23 protein-coding genes are annotated in these 20,071 nt (G+C 64.4%); 11 read left to right on the forward strand and 12 right to left on the reverse strand.

Annotated elements, in window-relative coordinates; translation table 11 throughout:
* The first annotated feature begins 13 nt into the window (after positions 1-13).
* Entirely contained in the window at positions 14-874 is an 861-nt protein-coding gene (locus AAFG50_RS00685) for a sulfite exporter TauE/SafE family protein (RefSeq protein WP_028174912.1), read from the forward strand.
* A 303-nt stretch (positions 875-1,177) separates the two neighbouring features.
* Here the strand turns inward: AAFG50_RS00685 and AAFG50_RS00690 are convergent, their stop codons facing one another.
* Positions 1,178-2,707, reverse strand: coding sequence for a malonyl-CoA synthase (locus AAFG50_RS00690; protein WP_028174911.1), 1,530 nt, complete (start codon positions 2,705-2,707; stop codon positions 1,178-1,180).
* Positions 2,708-2,807: 100 nt separating this feature from the next.
* Here AAFG50_RS00690 and AAFG50_RS00695 point away from each other — a divergent pair, with 100 nt between their 5' ends.
* From AAFG50_RS00695 to AAFG50_RS00710, 4 genes are all read left to right on the forward strand, one after another.
* Positions 2,808-3,569, forward strand: a complete 762-nt coding sequence (locus AAFG50_RS00695; protein WP_028174910.1) for an SDR family NAD(P)-dependent oxidoreductase — start codon at positions 2,808-2,810, stop codon at positions 3,567-3,569.
* A gap of 315 nt (positions 3,570-3,884) precedes the next feature.
* Positions 3,885-4,439: a fasciclin domain-containing protein gene (locus AAFG50_RS00700; RefSeq protein ID WP_028174909.1), complete on the forward strand. Its 555-nt coding sequence runs from the start codon at positions 3,885-3,887 to the stop codon at positions 4,437-4,439.
* Between the two features lie 182 nt (positions 4,440-4,621).
* Positions 4,622-5,251 carry a cytochrome b/b6 domain-containing protein gene (locus tag AAFG50_RS00705; protein WP_028174908.1) on the forward strand — a complete coding sequence of 210 codons (630 nt, stop codon included), beginning with the start codon at positions 4,622-4,624 and terminating at the stop codon, positions 5,249-5,251.
* Positions 5,252-5,263: 12 nt separating this feature from the next.
* Positions 5,264-6,046: a molybdopterin-binding protein gene (locus AAFG50_RS00710; RefSeq protein WP_028174907.1), complete on the forward strand. Its 783-nt coding sequence runs from the start codon at positions 5,264-5,266 to the stop codon at positions 6,044-6,046.
* A gap of 124 nt (positions 6,047-6,170) precedes the next feature.
* On the opposite strand, the gene AAFG50_RS00715 is transcribed toward AAFG50_RS00710, so the two are convergent.
* The gene (locus tag AAFG50_RS00715) at positions 6,171-7,373 is read right to left on the reverse strand and encodes a YbfB/YjiJ family MFS transporter (RefSeq protein WP_028174906.1); all 1,203 of its coding nucleotides are present in this window, start codon (positions 7,371-7,373) and stop codon (positions 6,171-6,173) included.
* Positions 7,374-7,613: 240 nt separating this feature from the next.
* Here AAFG50_RS00715 and leuB point away from each other — a divergent pair, with 240 nt between their 5' ends.
* Positions 7,614-8,726 carry a 3-isopropylmalate dehydrogenase gene (gene leuB / locus AAFG50_RS00720; protein WP_011083334.1) on the forward strand — a complete coding sequence of 371 codons (1,113 nt, stop codon included), beginning with the start codon at positions 7,614-7,616 and terminating at the stop codon, positions 8,724-8,726.
* Positions 8,727-8,842: 116 nt separating this feature from the next.
* On the opposite strand, the gene AAFG50_RS00725 is transcribed toward leuB, so the two are convergent.
* Both AAFG50_RS00725 and AAFG50_RS00730 read right to left on the reverse strand, forming a co-directional pair.
* The gene (locus AAFG50_RS00725) at positions 8,843-9,229 is read right to left on the reverse strand and encodes a hypothetical protein (RefSeq protein ID WP_028174905.1); all 387 of its coding nucleotides are present in this window, start codon (positions 9,227-9,229) and stop codon (positions 8,843-8,845) included.
* Positions 9,230-9,385: 156 nt separating this feature from the next.
* Positions 9,386-10,165 carry a hypothetical protein gene (locus AAFG50_RS00730; protein ID WP_028174904.1) on the reverse strand — a complete coding sequence of 260 codons (780 nt, stop codon included), beginning with the start codon at positions 10,163-10,165 and terminating at the stop codon, positions 9,386-9,388.
* Positions 10,166-10,281: 116 nt separating this feature from the next.
* Here AAFG50_RS00730 and AAFG50_RS00735 point away from each other — a divergent pair, with 116 nt between their 5' ends.
* Positions 10,282-11,316, forward strand: a complete 1,035-nt coding sequence (locus AAFG50_RS00735; RefSeq protein WP_011083332.1) for an aspartate-semialdehyde dehydrogenase — start codon at positions 10,282-10,284, stop codon at positions 11,314-11,316.
* A 123-nt stretch (positions 11,317-11,439) separates the two neighbouring features.
* On the opposite strand, the gene AAFG50_RS00740 is transcribed toward AAFG50_RS00735, so the two are convergent.
* A complete protein-coding gene (locus tag AAFG50_RS00740) occupies positions 11,440-12,084 on the reverse strand; it encodes a carbonic anhydrase (RefSeq protein ID WP_011083331.1) in 645 nt (214 codons plus the stop codon).
* A gap of 111 nt (positions 12,085-12,195) precedes the next feature.
* Here AAFG50_RS00740 and AAFG50_RS00745 point away from each other — a divergent pair, with 111 nt between their 5' ends.
* Positions 12,196-13,077 (forward strand): CoA ester lyase, encoded by an 882-nt coding sequence (locus AAFG50_RS00745; RefSeq protein ID WP_028174903.1) that lies wholly within the window; start codon positions 12,196-12,198, stop codon positions 13,075-13,077.
* Positions 13,078-13,144: 67 nt separating this feature from the next.
* The gene (locus tag AAFG50_RS00750; protein WP_049832545.1) at positions 13,145-14,860 is read left to right on the forward strand and encodes a caspase family protein; all 1,716 of its coding nucleotides are present in this window, start codon (positions 13,145-13,147) and stop codon (positions 14,858-14,860) included.
* A 49-nt stretch (positions 14,861-14,909) separates the two neighbouring features.
* Here the strand turns inward: AAFG50_RS00750 and AAFG50_RS00755 are convergent, their stop codons facing one another.
* The 4 genes from AAFG50_RS00755 to AAFG50_RS00770 all read right to left on the reverse strand — a co-directional run bounded on the left by AAFG50_RS00755 (position 14,910) and on the right by AAFG50_RS00770 (position 17,700).
* Entirely contained in the window at positions 14,910-15,329 is a 420-nt protein-coding gene (locus AAFG50_RS00755; RefSeq protein ID WP_028174902.1) for a hypothetical protein, read from the reverse strand.
* 242 nt (positions 15,330-15,571) lie between these two features.
* On the reverse strand, positions 15,572-16,357 hold the full coding sequence (locus AAFG50_RS00760; protein WP_028174901.1) for a hypothetical protein: 786 nt from the start codon (positions 16,355-16,357) through the stop codon (positions 15,572-15,574).
* 81 nt (positions 16,358-16,438) lie between these two features.
* Positions 16,439-17,044, reverse strand: a complete 606-nt coding sequence (gene leuD, locus AAFG50_RS00765; RefSeq protein WP_028174900.1) for a 3-isopropylmalate dehydratase small subunit — start codon at positions 17,042-17,044, stop codon at positions 16,439-16,441.
* Between the two features lie 86 nt (positions 17,045-17,130).
* Positions 17,131-17,700: a pyridoxamine 5'-phosphate oxidase family protein gene (locus AAFG50_RS00770; RefSeq protein ID WP_028174899.1), complete on the reverse strand. Its 570-nt coding sequence runs from the start codon at positions 17,698-17,700 to the stop codon at positions 17,131-17,133.
* 101 nt (positions 17,701-17,801) lie between these two features.
* Between AAFG50_RS00770 and AAFG50_RS00775 the strand changes: the two genes are divergently transcribed.
* The gene (locus AAFG50_RS00775; RefSeq protein ID WP_028174898.1) at positions 17,802-18,596 is read left to right on the forward strand and encodes a helix-turn-helix transcriptional regulator; all 795 of its coding nucleotides are present in this window, start codon (positions 17,802-17,804) and stop codon (positions 18,594-18,596) included.
* Here the strand turns inward: AAFG50_RS00775 and AAFG50_RS00780 are convergent.
* Positions 18,588-18,782, reverse strand: a complete 195-nt coding sequence (locus AAFG50_RS00780) for a hypothetical protein (RefSeq protein ID WP_039186418.1) — start codon at positions 18,780-18,782, stop codon at positions 18,588-18,590. The genes AAFG50_RS00775 and AAFG50_RS00780 overlap by 9 nt on opposite strands.
* 62 nt (positions 18,783-18,844) lie before the next feature.
* Positions 18,845-19,243, reverse strand: coding sequence for a metallopeptidase family protein (locus tag AAFG50_RS00785; protein WP_028174896.1), 399 nt, complete (start codon positions 19,241-19,243; stop codon positions 18,845-18,847).
* A gap of 172 nt (positions 19,244-19,415) precedes the next feature.
* Between AAFG50_RS00785 and AAFG50_RS00790 the strand changes: the two genes are divergently transcribed.
* A complete protein-coding gene (locus AAFG50_RS00790; protein ID WP_028174895.1) occupies positions 19,416-19,706 on the forward strand; it encodes a hypothetical protein in 291 nt (96 codons plus the stop codon).
* A gap of 8 nt (positions 19,707-19,714) precedes the next feature.
* Here AAFG50_RS00790 and AAFG50_RS00795 read toward each other — a convergent pair whose 3' ends face one another.
* Complete coding sequence (locus tag AAFG50_RS00795; RefSeq protein ID WP_162185886.1) at positions 19,715-19,924, reverse strand: hypothetical protein; 210 nt, start codon at positions 19,922-19,924, stop codon at positions 19,715-19,717.
* Between the last annotated feature and the right edge of the window lie 147 nt (positions 19,925-20,071).

Raw genomic sequence — 20,071 nt, forward strand, 5'->3', positions numbered from 1 at the left:
GACTTTGGACGTGCTGATGGCGGGACTTGATATCAGGGAGATCGTGGAGCTCGCGTTGCTGCTGATCGCAACGGGCGCGCTCTCGGGATTTCTGGCCGGTGTGTTCGGAATCGGCGGCGGCGCGATTCTCGTGCCGGTGTTCTACGAATGCTTCCGCATCGCCGGCGTGCCGCTCGAGGTGCGCATGCCGCTCTGCGTCGGCACCTCGCTTGCGGTGATCATCCCGACCTCGATTCGCTCGTTCCAGGCGCATTACAAGCGCGGCGCCGTCGACATGGCGATCCTGCGCGTCTGGTGGCTGCCGATCGTGATCGGCGTCGTCGCCGGCAGCGTGGTCGCGCGCCACGCGCCGGAGCGGCTGTTCAAGATCGTGTTCGTCTGCGTCGCCTGGTCGGCCGCCGTGCGGCTGATCTTCGCGCGCGAAACCTGGAAGCTCGGCGACGACCTGCCGAAAGGCCCGGTGATGCGGATCTACGGCTTCTGCGTCGGTATCCTGTCGACGCTGATGGGCATCGGCGGCGGCTTGTTCTCGAACCTGCTGATGACCTTCTACGGCCGGCCGATCCATCAGGCGGTCGCGACGTCGTCGGCGCTCGCGGTGCTGATCTCGATCCCCGGCGCACTCGGCTACATCTATGCCGGCTGGCCGGCGGCGGCGAGCTATCCGGCCGTCGCAGCGCTGCAAGTCCCGTTCGCGCTCGGCTACGTCTCGCTGATCGGGGCCGTGCTGGTAATGCCGATGAGCTTGGTTACGGCGCCGCTCGGCGTGAGAGCCGCGCATGCGATGTCGAAGCGCACGCTGGAGACTGCGTTCGGGTGCTATCTGTTTATTGTCGGCAGCCGGTTTGTGATGAGCCTGGTGGGCGGGCAGTAGACGCCACGAGCTCCGTCATTGCGAGCGCAGCGAAGCAATCCAGAATCTCTCCGCGGCGGCAGTCTGGATTGCTTCGCTGCGCTCGCAATGACGTTGTTGAGAGAGCGCGCTATGCCAACTCCAACGTCGTCCTGGACAAGCTCGCGCAGCGAGCGCCGATCCGGGACCCATTACCCCAAGGAGTGGTTTGGCGAAGACTCGTGGTTGCCAGCTTCGTGCCGCAACTTCTCCCTGGGGTAATGGGTCCTGGCTTTCGCCAGGACGACAGCGAGAGTGTGGCGCGGTTTTGGAGCAACGCGATGTCTATTTCTTCGCGTAGATATCCTTATAGGTATCCCGCAGCACGTTCTTCTGCACCTTGCCCATGGTGTTGCGCGGCAGCTCGTCGACCACGAAGACGCGCTTGGGCATCTTGAATTTGGCGAGCCGGCCGTCGAGCGCTTTCAGCACGGAGGCCTCGTTGACCTCGGCACCCTTGTTGCAGACCAGCACGGCCGTGACGCCCTCGCCGAAATCGGCATGCGGTACGCCGATCACGGCGGACTCGACCACGCCGGGCATCGCGTCGATCTCGCTCTCGATTTCCTTCGGGTAGACGTTGAAGCCGCCGGAGATCACGAGATCCTTGCCGCGGCCGAGGATGTGGACGTAGCCCTTGCCGTCGATCTTGCCGAGGTCGCCGGTGATGAAGAAGCCGTCGGGCCGGAATTCCGCCCTGGTCTTCTCCGGCATGCGCCAGTAGCCCTTGAACACGTTCGGGCCCTTGACCTCGATCATGCCGATCTCCTCGCGCGGCAGCTCCTTGCCGGTCTCGGGGTCGGTCACGCGCAGGGAGACGCCGGGGAGGGGAAAACCGACCGCGCCGGGCACGCGCTCGCCGTCATAGGGGTTCGACGTGTTCATGTTGGTCTCGGTCATGCCGTAGCGCTCGAGCACGGCATGTCCGGTGCGCGCCGACCATTCGCGATGGGTTTCGGCGAGCAGCGGCGCCGAGCCCGAAATGAACAGCCGCATGTGCCTGGTGGTCTCGCGCGACAGCGCGGCATTTTGCAGGAGGCGGGTATAGAAGGTCGGCACGCCCATCAGCACGGTGGCGCGCGCCATCAGCTTGATGATCAGGTCAGGGTCGAGCTTCGGCAGGAAGATCATCGACGCCCGCGAAAACAGCGTCACGTTGGTCGCCACGAACAGGCCGTGCGTATGGTAGATCGGCAGCGCGTGGATCAGCACGTCCTTGTCGGTGAAGTGCCAGTAGCCGACGAGCGAGAGCGAGTTCGACGCGAGATTGTCGTGGGTGAGCATCGCCCCCTTGGAGCGGCCGGTGGTGCCCGACGTGTAGAGGATCGCGGCCAGATCGTCGTTTTCGCGCGGCACCGTCGTAAACGCGCTGCTTGCCTTGTCGGCGGCCTCCGTCAGCGAGCCCTTGCCGTCGGGGCCGAGCGTCTCGACCCCGGCCTTCACCTTCGCGGCGATCGGGGCGAGGCCTTCCGCCTTGGAGGGATCGCAGACCACCAGCGACGGCTCGGCATCGCCGATGAAGTAATCGAGCTCGTTCAGCGTATAGGCGGTGTTGAGCGGCAGGTAGACCGCGCCGGCCCGCACCGTGGCGAGATAAAGCACGATGTTCGCGACCGACTTCTCGACCTGTACCGCGACGCGGTCGCCAGGCTTCACGCCGCGCGCGACCAGCACGTTCGCCATTTGCCCGGCTCGCGCGATCAGATCGCCATAGCTGATACGGGCGCCGTCATGCGTCTCGATCGCGAGGCGTTTGGGATCGTCCAGGCCATCGAACAGGCGGGAAAACAGGTTGGCGTTGGCAGCTCGGTTCATGCAAGATTTCCTCGACCGCAAGGCTTGTAAGACAAGGTCGGTCAAAACCGAGGGCTGGATTAGCAAAAACCGCCCCGATGAAGCAACGGAGACAGTTTGCATGACCAAAAATGGGAAACGTGTGGCCTGGGTCACGGGCGGCGGCAGCGGCATCGGGGAGGCCGGCGCCGAGGCGTTAGCTGCCGACGGCTGGACGGTGGTGGTCTCGGGCCGCCGCAAGGATGCCCTGGATACCGTAGTTGCCAAGATCATCGGGGCGGGCGGGGCGGCCGAGGCCATCGCGCTGGACGTGTCCAACGCCGCCGAGGCCCAGAAGGCGGCCGATCAGATCGTCGCCAAGCACGGTCGTATCGATCTCCTGGTCAACAATGCCGGTATCAATGTCCCGAAGCGAAGCTGGAAGGACATGGAGCTGGAGGGCTGGGACAAGCTGGTCCAGGTCAACCTCAACGGCGTGCTCTATTGCATGCGCGCGGTGCTGCCGACGATGCGCAAGCAAAAGGACGGCGCGATCATCAACGTCTCGTCCTGGGCCGGCCGGCACGTTTCGAAGATGCCGGGTCCTGCCTACACCACGACCAAGCACGCGGTGCTGGCGCTGACCCATTCCTTCAACATGGACGAATGCGTCAACGGCCTGCGCGCCTGTTGCCTGATGCCGGGTGAGGTCGCGACCCCGATCCTGAAGCTGCGCCCGGTGGTGCCGAGCGAGGAGGAGCAGGCCAGGATGCTGCAATCCGAAGACCTCGGCCGCACCATCGCCTTCATCGCATCGATGCCGGCGCGAGTCTGCATCAACGAGCTCCTGATCAGCCCGACGTATAATCGCGGGTTCATCCAGACGCCGAACAACAGGGATTGAGGATTGTAGGGTGGGCCAAGCGAAGCGTGCCCACCATGCCTATCTCAATCGAGCGCGAGATGGTGGGCGCGGCGCATGCGCGTCTTTGCCCACCCTACGGCTCCTGAGATGTGTGGTGCGCCCGCTCACACACGAACGTCCCCGCACATAGTTTCACGCATCACAAAGAATTTTTCTCCGAAACCACTTTGCAAACCCTCCCGTAGTTCGGTCCAACGACGCGCTGCTGCTTCACGCCAAACTGCCGCAGCCGCCGTTGTTGCCCCAACTCAAGCACCGGCCATTGCCGGTCTCAATTCAATCGGGAGACCCTCCATGTCGAAGCGTATTGCCTATCTCGCTGCCGCCGCCTTCAGCGCCCTCGCCATCACCGCGACCGTCGTCGCGCCCGCTCGCGCCGAGGAGAAGACCGTCATGGTCGGCGGCGCCGCAATGTTCCCGTCCAAGAACATCGTCCAGAACGCGGTCAACTCCAAGGACCACACCACGCTGGTGGCGGCGGTGAAGGCGGCCGGTCTCGTGCCGACGCTGGAAAGCAAGGGTCCGTTCACGGTGTTCGCGCCGACCAACGCGGCCTTCGGCAAGCTGCCGGCCGGCACCGTCGACAATCTGGTCAAGCCCGAGAACAAGGCGGCGCTGACCAAGATCCTCACCTACCATGTCGTGCCCGGCAAGCTCGAGGCCTCCGACCTCACCGACGGCAAGAAGCTGAAGACCGCCGAAGGCGAGGAGCTGACGGTGAAGAAGATGGACGGCAAGACCTGGATCGTCGACGCCAAGGGCGGCACCTCGATGGTGACGATTTCCAACGTCAACCAGTCGAACGGCGTGATCCATGTGGTCGACACCGTGCTGATGCCGGCGACGTAACACCGCGGCGTCCTGTTTCATCCCCGACAGGGTGCTTTGAGACGGCGAGCCGGGGGCACCCGGCTCGCATTTTTGTGACCAGCATAGCCTGCCGGCATCGACTCGATGTCGTGCGCAGGCGTAACGAAAGCGGACGCATCGGCGTATATTCGGTGTCACACGACGTTCAGGACGGAACCACCATGGCGAGCCTTACAGTCACCGACGAGCAGGTCCGGTCCAGCCCGGCCAAAGTGATCCAGCCGGCCTGGGTCCGCCTCATGCATTGGATCAACGCTCTTGCCATGATCCTGATGATCCTGTCGGGCTGGCAGATCTACAACGCCTCGCCGCTGTTCGGTTTCAGTTTCCCGCGCGAGTACACGCTTGGCGGCTGGCTCGGCGGCGGCCTGCTCTGGCATTTTGCGGCGATGTGGCTGTTGATGATCAACGGCCTTGCCTATCTCGTCACCGGCTTCGCCACCGGCCGCTTCCGCAAGAAGCTGCTGCCGATCACCCCGTCCGGCGTGCTCCACGACGTCAGGGCCGCGCTGACCTTCAAGCTCGGCCATGACGATCTCACCGTCTACAATTACGTGCAGCGACTGCTCTATGCCGGCATCATCGTCGTCGGCGTGCTGATCGTGCTCTCCGGCCTGGGGATGTGGAAGCCGGTGCAGCTCTATTATCTCGTGATGCTGTTCGGCGACTATCCGACCGCGCGCTACGTGCACTTCTTCTGCATGGCCGCGATCTGCGCCTTCCTCGTCATTCACGTCCTGCTCGCGCTGCTGGTGCCGAAGAGCCTGCGCGCGATGATCATCGGGCGATAAGGGAGAATAGCGATGGCCAAGCGTTCATTCCTGATCCCCGGCGTTGACAAGCGGTTGCTCATCAAGGACGCCATCAAGACGATGCCGGATTTTACCCGTCGCCGCTTCATCGCGGGCGGCGCCAGCCTCGGCGCGCTGACGCTGCTGACCGGCTGCGACGTCGTGGACTCGTCCTCGGCCGATACGCTGCTGGCGCAGGTCTCGAAGTTCAACGACGCGGTGCAGGCCTTCATCTTCAATCCCGACGCGCTGGCGCCGACCTTCCCCGAGAGCGCGATCACGAAGCCGTTTCCATTCAACGCCTACTACGATCTCGACGACGCGCCGGAGGTTTCGGCCGCGGACTGGAAGCTCGAAGTGCGCGGCCTCGTCGACAACAAGAAGTCCTGGACGCTGGACGAGCTCTATAAGCTGCCGCAGGTCACGCAGATCACCCGTCACATCTGCGTCGAGGGCTGGAGCGCGATCGGCAGCTGGACCGGCACGCCGCTCCGCGATTTCCTCAAGCTGATCGGCGCCGACACGCGCGCCAAATATGTCTGGTTCCAGTGCGCCGACAAGGACGGCTACAACTCGCCTCTCGACATGCGCAGCGCGCTGCATCCGCAGACCCAGATGACGTTCAAATATGCCAACGAGATTTTGCCGCGCGCCTACGGCTTCCCGATGAAGATCCGCGTGCCGACCAAGCTCGGCTTCAAGAACCCGAAATACGTGGTCTCGATGGAAGTCACCAACGACTACAAGGGCGGCTACTGGGAAGACCAGGGGTATAATTCGTTCAGCGGGAGCTGATTGAGGCAGTCATTCCGGGGCTCGCGAAGCGCGTGCTGCCGTAGGGTGGGCAAAGGCGCAACGCGCCGTGCCCACCACCTTCCCGTTATTTTAGAGATCGTGGGCACGCTTCGCTTTGCCCACCCTACGGTACCGATTGCCGGGCCGGCCCCACCTTCCGCTGGCACAGCGCCGCCACCGCGCCCAACGCCAGCAGCGCCGCCGAGACGTTCAGCGCGTAACTCAGGCTGCCCAGCGCATCCGTGATGGCGCCGACCACGATCGGCCCCAGCGTCTGGCCGACGCCGAACGAGATCGTCATCGCCGCGATCGCGGTCGGCCATACCTCGGGCGGATAGTTGAAGCGGACGAAGGCCGTGGTCGAGCCGACCACCGCGAAGAAGGCGACGCCGAACACGACCGCCGAGACCGCGAGCCACGCCGGCGAATGCCCCAGCATCGGCAAGGCTGCGCCGAGCGCGTTGGTGCCGAGGATGATGGCGGTGGCAAGCCCGCCGCGATCGAGCGCGAGGACGCCGCGCCAGACCCACGGCGTGACGAAGGCACTGAGGCCGATCAGGCTCCAGAACGCCGCCTGCGCCGCGGCTCCGCCACCGCCGTCGCGCACATAGGCGATCATGAAGGTCATGTAGGCGATGTAGCCGGCGCCGAACAGGAAGTAGCCGGCGAGATAGATCAGAACGGGGAGAATCGCGAACGAGGCGTGGCTGCCTTCAGTGAAACGCACGCGGCTCTCGATGCGGACCAGGAACAGCGGGACGGTCATCGCGGCCGAGAGCAGCGTCATCGCCCACCACACCAGCCACCACGAGCCCGGCCCGAAATACTGCAGCGTGAACGGTGCGATCAGCCCCGAGGCGAGAATGCCGATCCCGGGGCCGGCATAGAACAGGCTGAGCAGGAAATTCGCCCGCGCGGGCTGCGACTGCGCGATCGAAGCGGCCAGCGCGCCGCCGGCGACGAATCCGGCTGCGGCACCCAGGCCCAGCACCAGGCGTGCGAGGCTCAGCGCGACGAAATTCCCCGTCAGCGCGCAAGTGGCGAGGGCGGCGACGCAGGCGAGGGTTCCGCCGCGGATCGCGGCCGACCAGCCGATGCGCTGGATCAGCCTGGACGCCACCAGTGCGCCCACGAGGTAGCCGACGGCGTTGATGGTGTTCATGAAACCGGCCGCCGAGTAGGACCAGCCGAGGGTCTCCCGCATGTCGGGCAGCACCAGCGCATAGGCAAAGCGGCCGATGCCGAGCCCGACGGTCGCTGCCAGCGACAGGATCAGGATCAGCCGCGCGGGGTGCGCGTCGGGCGGGGGGCGGTCAGGCGCGTGCAAGGGGGTACTCCGGCGTCCCGCACTGTGGCAGGCCCTGCCGGTCTTGCACAGCCGCGGCGCGGCAATGGTGTCTTGCCAAGCGCGCAACGCCGCTCTAGCACTCCGGCCGGCCGTCATTCCGGGGCGCACGCGAAGCGGGCGAGCCCGGAATCCATAACCCCGGCTGGTGGTTATGGATTCCCCGCCCGCGCCAGGAGGCGCGTCCCGGAATGACGAGAGAGGATCGAGAAGGAAACGACCATGGCGACCCACAAACTGCTGCTGCTCCCCGGCGACGGTATCGGCCCCGAGGTGATGGGCGAGGTGAAGCGGCTGATCGACTGGCTCAATTCGGCCGGGATCGCCAAATTCGAGACCGACACCGGCCTCGTCGGCGGCTCCGCCTATGACGCGCACAAGGTGTCGATCTCCGAGGGCGACATGGCCAAGGCGCTGGCCGCCGACGCCATCATCTTCGGCGCGGTCGGTGGTCCCAAGTGGGATGCCGTTCCCTACGAGGTGCGTCCCGAAGCCGGCCTGCTGCGCCTGCGCAAGGATCTCGGCCTGTTCGCCAACCTCCGCCCCGCGGTGTGCTACCCCGCGCTGGCCGATGCCTCGAGCCTGAAGCGCGAGGCGGTCGAGGGCCTCGACATCATGATCGTGCGCGAGCTCACCGGCGGCGTCTATTTCGGCGAGCCCAAGACCATCACCGATCTCGGCAACGGCCAGAAGCGCGCCATCGATACCCAGGTCTACGACACCTATGAGATCGAGCGCATCGCCCGCGTCGCCTTCGACCTTGCCAAGAAGCGCAAGAACAAGGTGACGTCGATGGAGAAGCGCAACGTCATGAAATCGGGCGTGCTCTGGAACGAGGTCGTGACCCAGGTCCACAAGCGCGAATATCCCGACGTCACGCTCGAGCATCAGCTCGCCGATTCCGGCGGCATGATGCTGGTGAAGTGGCCGAAGCAGTTCGACGTCATCGTCACGGACAATCTGTTCGGCGACATGCTGTCCGACATCGCGGCGATGCTGACCGGCTCGCTCGGCATGCTGCCCTCGGCCTCGCTCGGCGAGGTCGACGTCAAGAGCAAGAAGCGCAAGGCGCTGTACGAGCCCGTGCACGGCTCGGCGCCTGACATCGCCGGCAAGGGCCTCGCCAATCCGATCGCGATGATCTCGTCCTTCGGCATGGCGCTGCGCTACTCCTTCGACATGGGCGCGCTCGCCGACAAGGTCGATGCCGCGATCGCCGCCGTGCTGGCCAGCGGCCTGCGCACCGCCGACATCAAGTCGGAAGGCACCACGGCCGCCTCGACCACGCAGATGGGCGAAGCGATCCTGAAGGAATTGCAGAAGCTGCACGCGTAAGCGGCAAGTGCCGTCATTCTGGGTCTGGTGCTTGCGCACCATCCCGGAATGACGGTGCGAGAAAACAAAATGGCCGGGCGCGAGCCCGGCCATTTGATTCGGTGCCTGCGTCCGCCTCAGTACAGCGGGAAGTTCTGCGGATAGCCGCCGACATCGGACGGCGGGGACAGCGGCTGGCGATCGATCGGGCGGTTGAGGTTCTCGCGGGCGAAGGACGGATAGCCCACCGCCGGCGGGAAGGCGTAGTCGGAGAACTTGCGATCGCCCGGATTGACCTCGGTGCCGCCGTCGAGCCAGGAGCGCTTGCTCACATAGATGCGGGTGCGTCCCTGCTGATAGACCGTGTTGGGGCCGCTCGGGCCGTAAACGGGCCGGCCGCGATCGTCATAGCGCTGCTTGGTCCTGGTGTCGGCCGAAGCCGGTGCCGCGAAGACCATGGCAATCGCGGCGCCCGCCGCAAGCAACGTCGCCAATTTGTTCGCGGCAGAAAATTTCGAGCTCATCACGTCCCCTTCAGGCGGCAAGCCGCCAGTCGATTTCGACCCATACTAGCCCGGTCGGGGTGGCCGCAACTAGGTCTATTGGGTCACACCAGGGCGGAATAATCGTGCGCGCCGGCAAAAGTTGCATGAATACCAGCCACTTGAGCTTGATGCCGGTCAAAGCGCCCCGCGCAATTGCGCGTTCGCGGCGCCCAGCAGCCAGTCGGGCGAGCCCTCGGGGTCACAACCTCTGCGCTTGAGCTCGGCACGGGCGAACAATTCCGCCAGCTTCGGCTCGTTGCCCGAGGTGAGCAGCGTCAGCCGGTTCAGCGTGCAGGCGATGGCCGCGCGCTGGGCGGGCAGCGTCTCGCCCTGGCAGGAGAAGCCGGAGATCTGGAGCGCCGGCTCCTCGCTGCGCTTGAGATAGCCAAGGCACGCCTGCGCCGTGCCGGTCGGCCGATACAGGGCGACCGGGCCGAATTTCGTGTCGATCAGGCCGGCCTGCTCGAGCGGGGCGGCCGCACCAAGTCCCATCTGGACGGCCAGGTCTGCTGTGGCCGGGCGCGCCACGTCGAATTCGCCGCCTTCCCGGTAAATATCGAGCTCGGCGACGGGCCGGTCTGCCTCGCCAGTCCAGCGCATCACGTCCCGGCGGCCACCTTCGGGATGTCGCAGGATGGTATAAGTGGCTGTTTTATCTGATGAATTTAGCCGGCTGATGGCGAAGGCCGGATGCGAGTGGTCGGCCACGCTCCAGCCCGGCTTCAGCGCCGGATCGTCGTCGCGCAGGCTCGGGAGCTGACCCAAGGCCGCAAGGCCCAGGATGGCAAACAGCACCAGCGTCCCCACATAGGCGAACAGGCGCGCCAGCGTGCCGACGACCTCGTCGGCGAAATTGGCGAGCGCCAGATGGATCTGGGTGGGAGTTGCGGCCGTGCTGGCCTCAGGCGACTGCATCCATTGCCTTCAGGCATGGTCCAACGTTGTCTTGAGGCCGGTTCTCGCATAGAAGCGCTGCTCTTCCTGTTTAAGCGTCAGCTTCGGGAACGGGCTTTTTCATCGGAGAGTGAACGATGGGTTACAAAGTCGCAGTCGTCGGCGCGACCGGCAATGTCGGACGGGAAATGCTCAACATCCTCGATGAGCGCAAATTCCCCGCGGACGAGGTCGTGGCCCTCGCGTCACGCCGCAGCGTCGGCGTCGAGGTCTCCTATGGCGACCGCACCCTGAAGGTCAAAGCGCTCGAGCATTACGACTTCTCCGACGTCGACATCTGCCTGATGTCGGCGGGCGGCTCGGTGTCGAAGGAATGGTCGCCGAAGATCGGCGCCGCCGGCACGGTCGTGATCGACAATTCTTCGGCCTGGCGCATGGACCCGGACGTGCCGCTGATCGTGCCCGAGGTGAACGCGGATGCGGCCGCGGGCTTCAAGACGAAGAACATCATCGCCAACCCGAACTGCTCGACCGCGCAGCTCGTGGTCGCGCTGAAGCCGCTGCACGACAAGGCGACCATCAAGCGCGTCGTGGTCTCCACCTATCAATCGGTGTCGGGCGCCGGCAAGGATGCGATGGACGAATTGTTCTCGCAGACCAAGGCCGTCTACACCAACAGCGAGATCGTCAATAAGAAGTTTCCCGCGCGCATCGCCTTCAACATCATTCCCCAGATCGACGTCTTCATGGAGGACGGCTACACCAAGGAAGAGTGGAAGATGATGATGGAGACCAAGAAGATTCTTGATCCCAAGATCAAGCTCTCCGCGACCTGCGTGCGCGTGCCTGTCTTCGTCGGCCACTCCGAGGCCGTCAACATCGAGTTCGAGAATCCGATCAGCGCCGACGAAGCGCGCAACATCCTGCGCACGGCGCCCGGCTGCCTCGTCATCGACAAGCATGAGCCCGGCGGCTACGCCACGCCGTATGAAGCCGCCGGCGAGGACGCGACCTATATCAGCCGCATCCGCGAGGACGCGACAGTGGAGAACGGCCTCGTACTGTGGTGCGTGTCCGACAATTTGCGCAAGGGCGCAGCCCTCAACGCGATCCAGATCGCGGAAGTGCTGATCAACCGCAAGCTGATCAGCGCGAAGAAGAAGGCGGCGTAAGCCTTCGCCCACGCCTCTCGTCGTCCCGGATCGGCGCTCCGCTCTGGACAACGCTGCGCGTTGCCAAGAGCTCCGCTTGTCCGGGACGACGATCTCGTTTGATGCGCCAGTTTACGAGATCGACTACGCCGCGTCCTTGACGCTGCGGAATTCCTTCGCGACCTTGTCCAGCACGAACAGCGATCCCTCGGCGACGCCGAAATAGGCGCCGTGGGTCTGCATCTGGCCGGCATCGACCGCCTTCTGCACGAACGGGAAGGTCATCAGGTTTTCCAGGCTGCGGAACACCGCGGCCTTTTCGATGCGCTCGACGAATTGCGCCATCGATTCGTGGTCGCGCTGCTCGACCACTTCGCCGGGCTTGATGAACATCTGCATCCATTTGCCGATGAAGTCGCCGGGGGTGAGCGGCTCGATCTTGTCGACGAAGGCGCGGATGCCGCCGCATTGCGCGTGCCCGAGCACCACGATGTGCTTCACCTTCAGCACCGTCACGGCATATTCGAGCGCGGCCGAGACGCCGTGCGCGTTGCCGTCGGGCTGATACACCGGCACCAGGTTGGCGATGTTGCGGACGACGAACAATTCACCCGGGCCGACGTCGAAGATCACCTCGGGCGAGACGCGGCTGTCGCAGCAGCCGATCACCATCACTTCCGGGAACTGCCCCTTCACCGACAGCTCGCGATAGCGGGTCTGCTCGGTCGGCAGCCGCTGGGTGGCGAAGGCTTGGTAGCCTTCCAGCAAATGCTTCGGGAATGTGACCATGGCCTATGCCTAACCATATACCGCAGGGGCGAACAAGCCTTTCGAATAGGCATGCCAGATGCTATCGGCTCAGGTCAGAAGAGATATGAGGAAACCGGAAGGACCATTCGCATGACCCGCCCGCGCCGCAGCCATCTGTTCATGCCCGGCTCGAACCCCCGCGCGCTGGAGAAGGCGCGGAATCTGGCCGCCGACGGCCTGATCCTCGATCTCGAGGATTCCGTCGCCCCTGACGCTAAGGCAGCGGCACGCGACGGAATCGCCGCCGCGATCGCGGCCAAGGGGTTCGGCAAGCGCGAGATCCTGATCCGGACCAACGGTCTCGATACGCCCTGGTGGGCCGATGACGTCGCGATGGCGGCCAAGGCATCGCCTGACGGCATCCTGGTTCCAAAAGTTTCAAGCGTCGAAGATCTCGACGCGATCGGCCGCCGCCTCGCCGAGCTCGGCGCCGCGCCGACCGTGAAGGTCTGGGCCATGATCGAGACCGCGCGCGCCGTGCTCCATGCCGAGGAGCTGGCCGCCGCCGGGCGCAATCCAACGAGCCGCCTCTCCGGTTTCGTGTTCGGCCCGAACGACATCTCGCGCGAGACGCGCATCAAGATGCTGCCCGGCCGCGCCGCGATGATCCCGATGATCACCCACTGCATCCTGGCGACGCGCGCCCACGGCCTCGAAATCCTCGACGGCCCCTACAGCGACATCAACAATTCCGACGGTTTCGCCACCGAATGCGCGCAGGGCCGCGACCTCGGCTTCGACGGCAAGACGCTGATCCACCCCTCGCAGATCGAAGCCTGCAACGCGATCTTCACGCCGCCGGAAGAAGAAGTCGCGCGCGCGCGAAAAATCATCGCGGCGTTCGAATTGCCCGAGAACGTCTCGCGCGGCGCGATCCGCCTCGACGGTGCGATGGTCGAGCGGCTCCACGCCGACATGGCCAAGCGTACCATCGAGATCGCGGACGCGATCGCCGCGATGAGCAAGGGCTGAGCGACCCGGTCGCATTCAAGTCGTCCCTAAGCGACCGCAGCTTTTCCCGTTGCGGTGGTGACGGACAATGCTACGCTCGCGCCCGATATTTGATCCGGGCAAGTATTTGATGCGCATTTTTTGGGTCGCCGTCCTCCTCGCCTCGTCACTCTCCTTCGTCTCGCCAGCGCTTGCACAGCAGGCCCGGGTTGCGCTCGTCATCGGCAACGGCGCCTATGAGAAAGTGCCTGAGTTGCCGAACCCGACGCGCGATGCGGCCGACATCGGCCGCGCCCTCGAGCGTCTCGATTTCAAGATTACTCAGGTCAAGAACGCCAACGCGCAAGAGATGAGGAAGGCCGTCGTCGAGTTCGGCCGGGCTGCCGAGGGAGCCGATCTCGCCGTGGTGTTCTACGCGGGGCACGGCATGGAGGTCAGCGGCGAGAACTGGCTGATTCCGGTTAGCGCAGAGCTGCGCAGCGACACCGACATCGAGAGCGAGGCCATCAGCCTGCGCTCCGTGAGCCTTCAGGTCTCGAAGGCCCGGAAGCTGGGCCTAGTCATTCTCGACGCGTGCCGCAACAATCCGTTCGCAGCGAAGATGAAGCGGTCGATCGCCACCCGGGCCGTAGCTCGTGGGCTCGCGCCGACTGAGCCCTCCGACAATGTTCTGATTGCCTACGCCGCCCGCGACGGCACCACGGCGAGTGACGGCGATGGCCGGAACAGCCCCTTTACCGCGTCGTTGCTTCGCCACATTGAAACACCGGGCCTCGAGATATCGTTTCTGTTTCGCCGGGTCCGCGACGACGTGATGGCGGCGACCAAACGCGAACAGCAGCCCTTCGTGTACGGCTCCCTGTCGAAGGAGGAGATCTACCTGAAGGCGCCTGCCGCGAGCGCTCAGGCGCCAGCCGCATCACCGCCGGCGGCCGCGGCTCCCGCAGAGGACGAGAAGTTTTGGCTGGCGATCCAGACGTCGACCGTGGCGGGCCTGTTTGAGGAGTTTCTGGCAAGATATCCGCGCAGCGGCCATGCTGCAGAGGCTCGCCAGCGGATCAAGGATCTCAAGGCCAGCGAAGTGGCGGCCGTGCCGTCCCTCACCGCCTCTCCGGCATCGGATGCGAGCCGGCGCCAGGGACCAGATACGAAAGCCGTCGTCCGAAACGTTTTTGCGCCCGAGGATAACCAGAAAGTTGCTGCCATCGCGGCCGCGCAGCAGCTCAAGCTGCCGAGCTTCACGATCTCGTCCGGTCACGACGTCCAGCCCAAATCCGATTCCAAATTTGTTGGCGTGTGGTCCAACAAGCGTGGGTGGACGAATGGCAAGGGACGCTATGCCATGCTGATCGTTACCGAGGTGTCCGCCACGGGATTGGCCAAGGGGTACTATCTCTGGGGGCCGCCGACAAAGGCATCGTGGGTCAAAGACGAGGCCGGGTATCAATCGTTCGCAGAGTACATTACGGACAACAAATTCTCGATCACCGGGACGCCAGTTACGGTCAGGATGGAGAAGAACGTTCTGGCCCTCTCTTCCTTCAGGAAGGAGAAGCCATCCGAGACGGCGAGCATAGAGCTTCGTCCGGTCTGGCAGCTTGTGCCGGTGCCGGAGGATGTCGAGCCTTCAACCAAGCGCGAAAAGACCTCGCAGCCGCATCCCGTCAGAAAGGAGAGCACTGCCGAGCCGCACGCTCCGGCGAGCGTCGGCGGCGCGAGCATGGAAGAGCGTTATCGCGCCTGCAGGAAGCTCGTGAAGGGATTTGCCCGGCGCGAGGCTTGCGCGCGAACCGGTGTGATCTAGCGCCGGCGACGCGTCCGTCGCCAGGGCATCGATCGGTGCGGACGACCGCTCAATGCGTCTCCACGTCTGCGCGCTCGAGCGATTCCAGCGTCGCGGCATTGCCGCAATAACCGTGGTAGTTCTCCGCGGCGGTGCCGTCGGCGAGATCGCGGTCGCACTGTCCCTTGTGACCGCAGAGCGAGCAGACCCGCTCCATGTCGCGCAGCAGCAGCGGCTGCGCGCGTCCGAGCCCTTCCGCACTGATGCCGAGCTGCTCCAGCATCTTGGGCAGCTCATCGGCGGCGTGCTTGCCATGGCGGACCAGCTCTTCGAGATCATCAGGCGCGATCCTGAGATCGCTCGCGATCCGGTCGAAATCGGCGCGGTCGAGCTGCCGCATTTCGTTCATCTCGCGGCGATGCTTCAGCCAGCTCGCAAAGGAGTCGATGAGATCCTGAACGATGGGATAAGGCCTGCTTGCGGTGCTCATGCGAGGCTCCTCTTGGGGTCGTGAAATTGGAACCAGATTAGGCACAATGATGCAGGAGCGCGTTGCGCTGGATCAAACAGGAAGAGCGGGCTGCGAGGTGGTCAACCTCTCCCGCTTGCGGGAGAGGTCGGCGCGAAGCGCCGGGTGAGGGCTTTCTCCTCTTGGGGGGCTCGCCTGCGGAGACACCCTCTCCCCAACCCTCTCCCGCAAGCGGGAGAGGGAGCGCACTTCCTGCGCGACAGCTAGCCGAACCGCTCCGTCGCCCAGGCATACAGGCTGCCCGGGATCGGTTTTTCGCTACCGCGTCCCTTGGGCGAGATGTGCAGGCCGATTATCTGGGGGTCGGTGACGAGGCCGAGATAGCTCGAGGGATCGAAGAACAATTTTGGCTCGGCATGCACGGCGTAGAACGACTGCTTCGGCAGCGCGTTCTGCAATTCTCCTGTGCGGCGCGCGAGCGCGGTCAGCGCGGCCGGCCCGAAGATCGCAACGCGAATATCGGAGAGGCGGTTCGAGCCGCCGCGCAGGCGGCGCATCATGAAGGTGATGCGATGGCGCACCGACAGCCAGTTCGGCGTCAGCTCTTCCTGCTCCATCAATTCCTCGAAGGCGGCGACGATGCCGTGCTCCGCCGGCAGATAGATCACGGAATTGCCGAGCTGGCGCGGCCGCTCCCAGGCGAAATAGGGCTTTGCCGGGTCGATCACGACGGGCTTCAAGAGCAATACGTCGGCATCGAGCCAGAGGCCGAGGCCCTTCGCCATCAGCTTCATGCGGAAGAAATCGCTGAACTGAAGCGTGGTCCAGTCGCGCCAGCTGCCGTCCGGCTGCGGCGGCCGCAAGCGCTCTGAGAATGCGTGCGGGAGGATCGCTTCGGCCTCGGCATTCTCGATGCCTGCCGGCAGGCCGGGAATGGTGTCGAAACTGTAGACCGTGACCTTGTGGCCGGCCGCAAGCTGCGAGCGCAGACAGGTCTGGCGCAGGGCGTCCATCGGGCCGTGCCAGAAGGTGACGATGTCGGGCAGCATGCGCGGAAGCTATAGGGGATAATCAGGGCAAAGAAAAAGCCCCGGCGCAATCAGCACCGGGGCTTGAACCGGATATCGAGATCACGCCCAGGCGCGTTCGCGCTTGAGCTTGTCCTCGTAGGTGTCGATCGAGGCCTTCTTCTCCATGGTGAGACCGATGTCGTCGAGGCCGTTGATCAGGCAGTGCTTGCGGAACGGGTCGATCTCGAACTTGACCTTGCCGCCGTCAGGGCCGCGGATCTCCTGGTTCGGCAGGTCGATCGTCAGCGTCGCGTTGGCGCCGCGCTCGGCGTCGTCGAACAGCTTGTCGAGGTCTTCCTGGGAGACGCGGATCGGCAGAATGCCGTTCTTGAAGCAGTTGTTGTAGAAGATGTCGCCGAACGAGGTCGAGATCACGCAGCGGATGCCGAAGTCGAGCAGCGCCCAGGGCGCGTGCTCGCGGCTCGAGCCGCAGCCGAAATTGTCGCCGGCCACCAGCACCTTCGAATTGCGATAGGCGGGCTGGTTGAGGACGAAATCAGGGTTCTCGCTGCCGTCGTCCTTGTAGCGCTGCTCGGAGAAGAGCCCCTTGCCAAGGCCGGTGCGCTTGATGGTCTTGAGGTACTGCTTCGGAATGATCATGTCGGTGTCGACATTGATGATCTTCAGCGGCGCCGCGACGCCTTCCAGCGTGGTGAACTTGTCCATCTTGGCTTCCCGGTTTGTCGTCAGGGGAGGGCTATTTAGCCCGGTTGCCGCACGAATCCTAGGCCGGATTCGGCAATCTTGGTCTGTCAGACTGGCGGAGCCATGCTGTCGGGGACAAAGCCGGTCGGCAGGCCGTCGATGCTCTTCATGTTCTTCAGGCCCCAGTATTTTCGTAAGTTGCTGACGCCCTGCGCCGTCCAGTAGCGGATCAGGCTGCCGCGTTCCTGCTTGTAGTCGAACAGGGGCACGCCCATGCCGCACGACGTCTGCACCAGGTCGACTGAGAGGCGGACGATCTGGCGCACCCCGGCGATGTCCTCGAACTCCGAAACGAGATCGGAATATTCCGGCGTGCCGCGCATGAGCGATCGACCCTCGCCATAGAGCCGCAGGATCATCGGGGGGCCGTCGAAGGCGCAAAACATGATGGTCAGCCGCTTGTCCTCGGAGGCGCTCAGGTGCGCGCGGGTCTCGCTGCCGCTGCCGGTGCAGTCGAGATAGGCAACGTCGCTCTCTCCCAGCACCCGGAACGACGACAGGCCCTTGGGAGACACGTTGATGCGCCCCTTTGGCGGGGCGCTCGCGACGAAGAATATCTTCTGCCGTTCGATGAAAGCCCTGTGCTCGGGTTCGATCCCAGTGAATTGCCTGCCCATGCCCGCTGGTCCTTTCCGCAGCAACGCCGCCACCGGAAAAGAGCTAAGCATGCTTTTTATACCCGTTTAAGAATATTATTTATGCTGGTATAAAAACCACCATGAAAGGACCAGACCCGATCGCTCCAGCTCTTTCGCTCAGCGCGCTCCTGCGCGCGCTCCGGGAGCGCCAGTCTCCGGCAGAATTCGGCCTCGCCACCGGAGCACGGCGGCGCACGCCCGGCCTCCGGCGCGAGGAGGTCGCTCAGCTCTGCGGATTGAGCGTCACCTGGTACACGTGGATTGAGCAGGGTCGCGATGTCTCCGTCTCGGCGTCGACACTTGCGCGCCTCGCGCGCGGATTGCGCCTGTCACGCGCCGAGCGCAGCTATCTGTTCGAAGTTGGGGGCAGGCGCGATCCCGAGCGTCCCGGCCACAGCGACGATCCGCCGGAGGAGGTGCTGGCCTGCGTCGATGCGATCGACGGTCCGGCCTACATTCTCGATCGCACATGGGGCGCGCGTCGTTGGAATGCGAAAGCGTCGGTTCTGTTTGCCGGATGGCTCGACGCTGACGGTGAAAAAAATCTGCTGCGCTACATCTTCCTCAGGCCCGAGGCGCGAACATTGATCCTCGACTGGACCTCGCGCGCGCAACGCGTCGTCGCGGAATTCCGCGCCGCCGTCACAGCCTATTCCGACGATCCGGACATTCGCCGGCTCGTCGAGGAATTGCGAGTTGGAAGCGCCGACTTCGAACGCTGCTGGGAGACGCAGGGGGTTTTGGCACGCGAAGGCGGCGAGCGTGCGTTCGCTCATCCGACCATGGGGCTGCTGCACTATCAGCAGGTGTCGCTGTCGCTCGCGGGCTGGTCCGACTATCGACTGACGATGCTTGTCGGTCGTATCTCAGTTTGAAGTTTCGTCAGTTGGGCGAGAGCCTGATACGAGAAAAATGTGAATCTGCTGCGCGATGATCCGCTGAGCAAAGTCTGCTTGCTCCCGAGTGACTAGCTGCCCGGCGATCAATTCCTCAACGGCATAGCCTGCCACCATATCGGACCACTCTAAGTCCGGTGCCAGCCTAAGAGGTGGTTTGGCCATGTGCCCTCCCTTTTGAGACATTGCCTGCTTGTTGCTGCGCCGGGCCTTGATAAACCCGCGTCCTACTCCGCCCGAGCCTCGATTGCCGCCATATCGTCGTCCGAAAGACCAAAATGGTGGCCGATTTCGTGGATCAGGACGTGGCGGACGATATGGCCGAGGCTTTCGTCGTGCTCGGCCCAGTAATCCAGGATCGGCCGCCGGTAGAGCCAGACCATGTTGGGCAGCCGCGCCACATCGCCAAAACTCTGCTGGGGCAGGCCGACGCCCTGGAACAGGCCGAGCAGGTCGAACTCGCTCTCGCACTCCATCTCGTCCATGACGTCCTCGGTCGGGAAGTCGTCGACGCGCAGGATCACGCCCTCGCAGAGGCCGCGGAACTCCGCTGGCAGGCGCTCGAAGATGTCGTGTGCCGTCGCTTCCATCTCGGCCAGCGAGGGCGCTTTCAATTCCGTCCACATGAGACCCTCATAGCGCGGGTTCCGCGGCGTTGCATCCCGCTTTATAGGATCGGGCCAAGAAGGAGCGTTGACGCCGCGCGCGAAAACGGGGAGCGTACGGCGCATCAAGGGGTTGGCTCAGGTCAGTGGTGGTGCGATGCGGGCGGGAACAGCAGTTCTGGTTCTACTGTGCATGGGGTTGTTTTCGACTTTTTTTGTCGGCGGCGGAGCCAATGCTCAGACGCAGACGGCCGCCCCTGAAATCCGGCTGGCCCAGGCCGTCTCGCCCGACGCGCCGCCGCCACGCAGGCGCCCTCCGGCGCGCCTGCGTGTCACGCCCTATTACAGCCCGGACGGCGTCTATCCGCGCTACAATCCCGGTCCCGATGCGGTCCGCGAGTGCAACGCGACCTATGTGCAGGAATACCGGCCCAGCGGCACGGTGATCGTGCCGCATATGAGCTGCTACTGGCGCCGAGGCTGACGCCCCCTTCAATGCCCGCGGAGCGCGCCGATCAGGCCGGCGCCGACGACAGCTGCGGACGCGCCATAGACCAGGATCGTCATCACGAGCTGAGTCAGCGGGCTTGCCGCGCCGGCCTCGACGCCCGGTCCCTGCGCGGCAATCGCCGAGCTCGCACCGAGTGCAAGGCTCGCTGCGATCACGAGGCGAGATATCCGCAATCCGCTGGAATTCGGCATGACCATCTCCTGCATTCGCTCGACCAGAAGATACGTTCGTCGCTGACGGCCGGTTTTGGCAGCGCCTGAAATGTTGCGCCGGGACTCAGGAACTTGTCGCGCCCTCTGCATTCATGTCCGGGGCGCGTTCATCCATAGCCTATTCAG

Origin of the sequence: Bradyrhizobium sp. B039 (assembly GCF_038965675.1) — a bacterium.
In the GTDB taxonomy this organism is placed as follows: Bacteria; Pseudomonadota; Alphaproteobacteria; order Rhizobiales; family Xanthobacteraceae; genus Bradyrhizobium; species Bradyrhizobium diazoefficiens.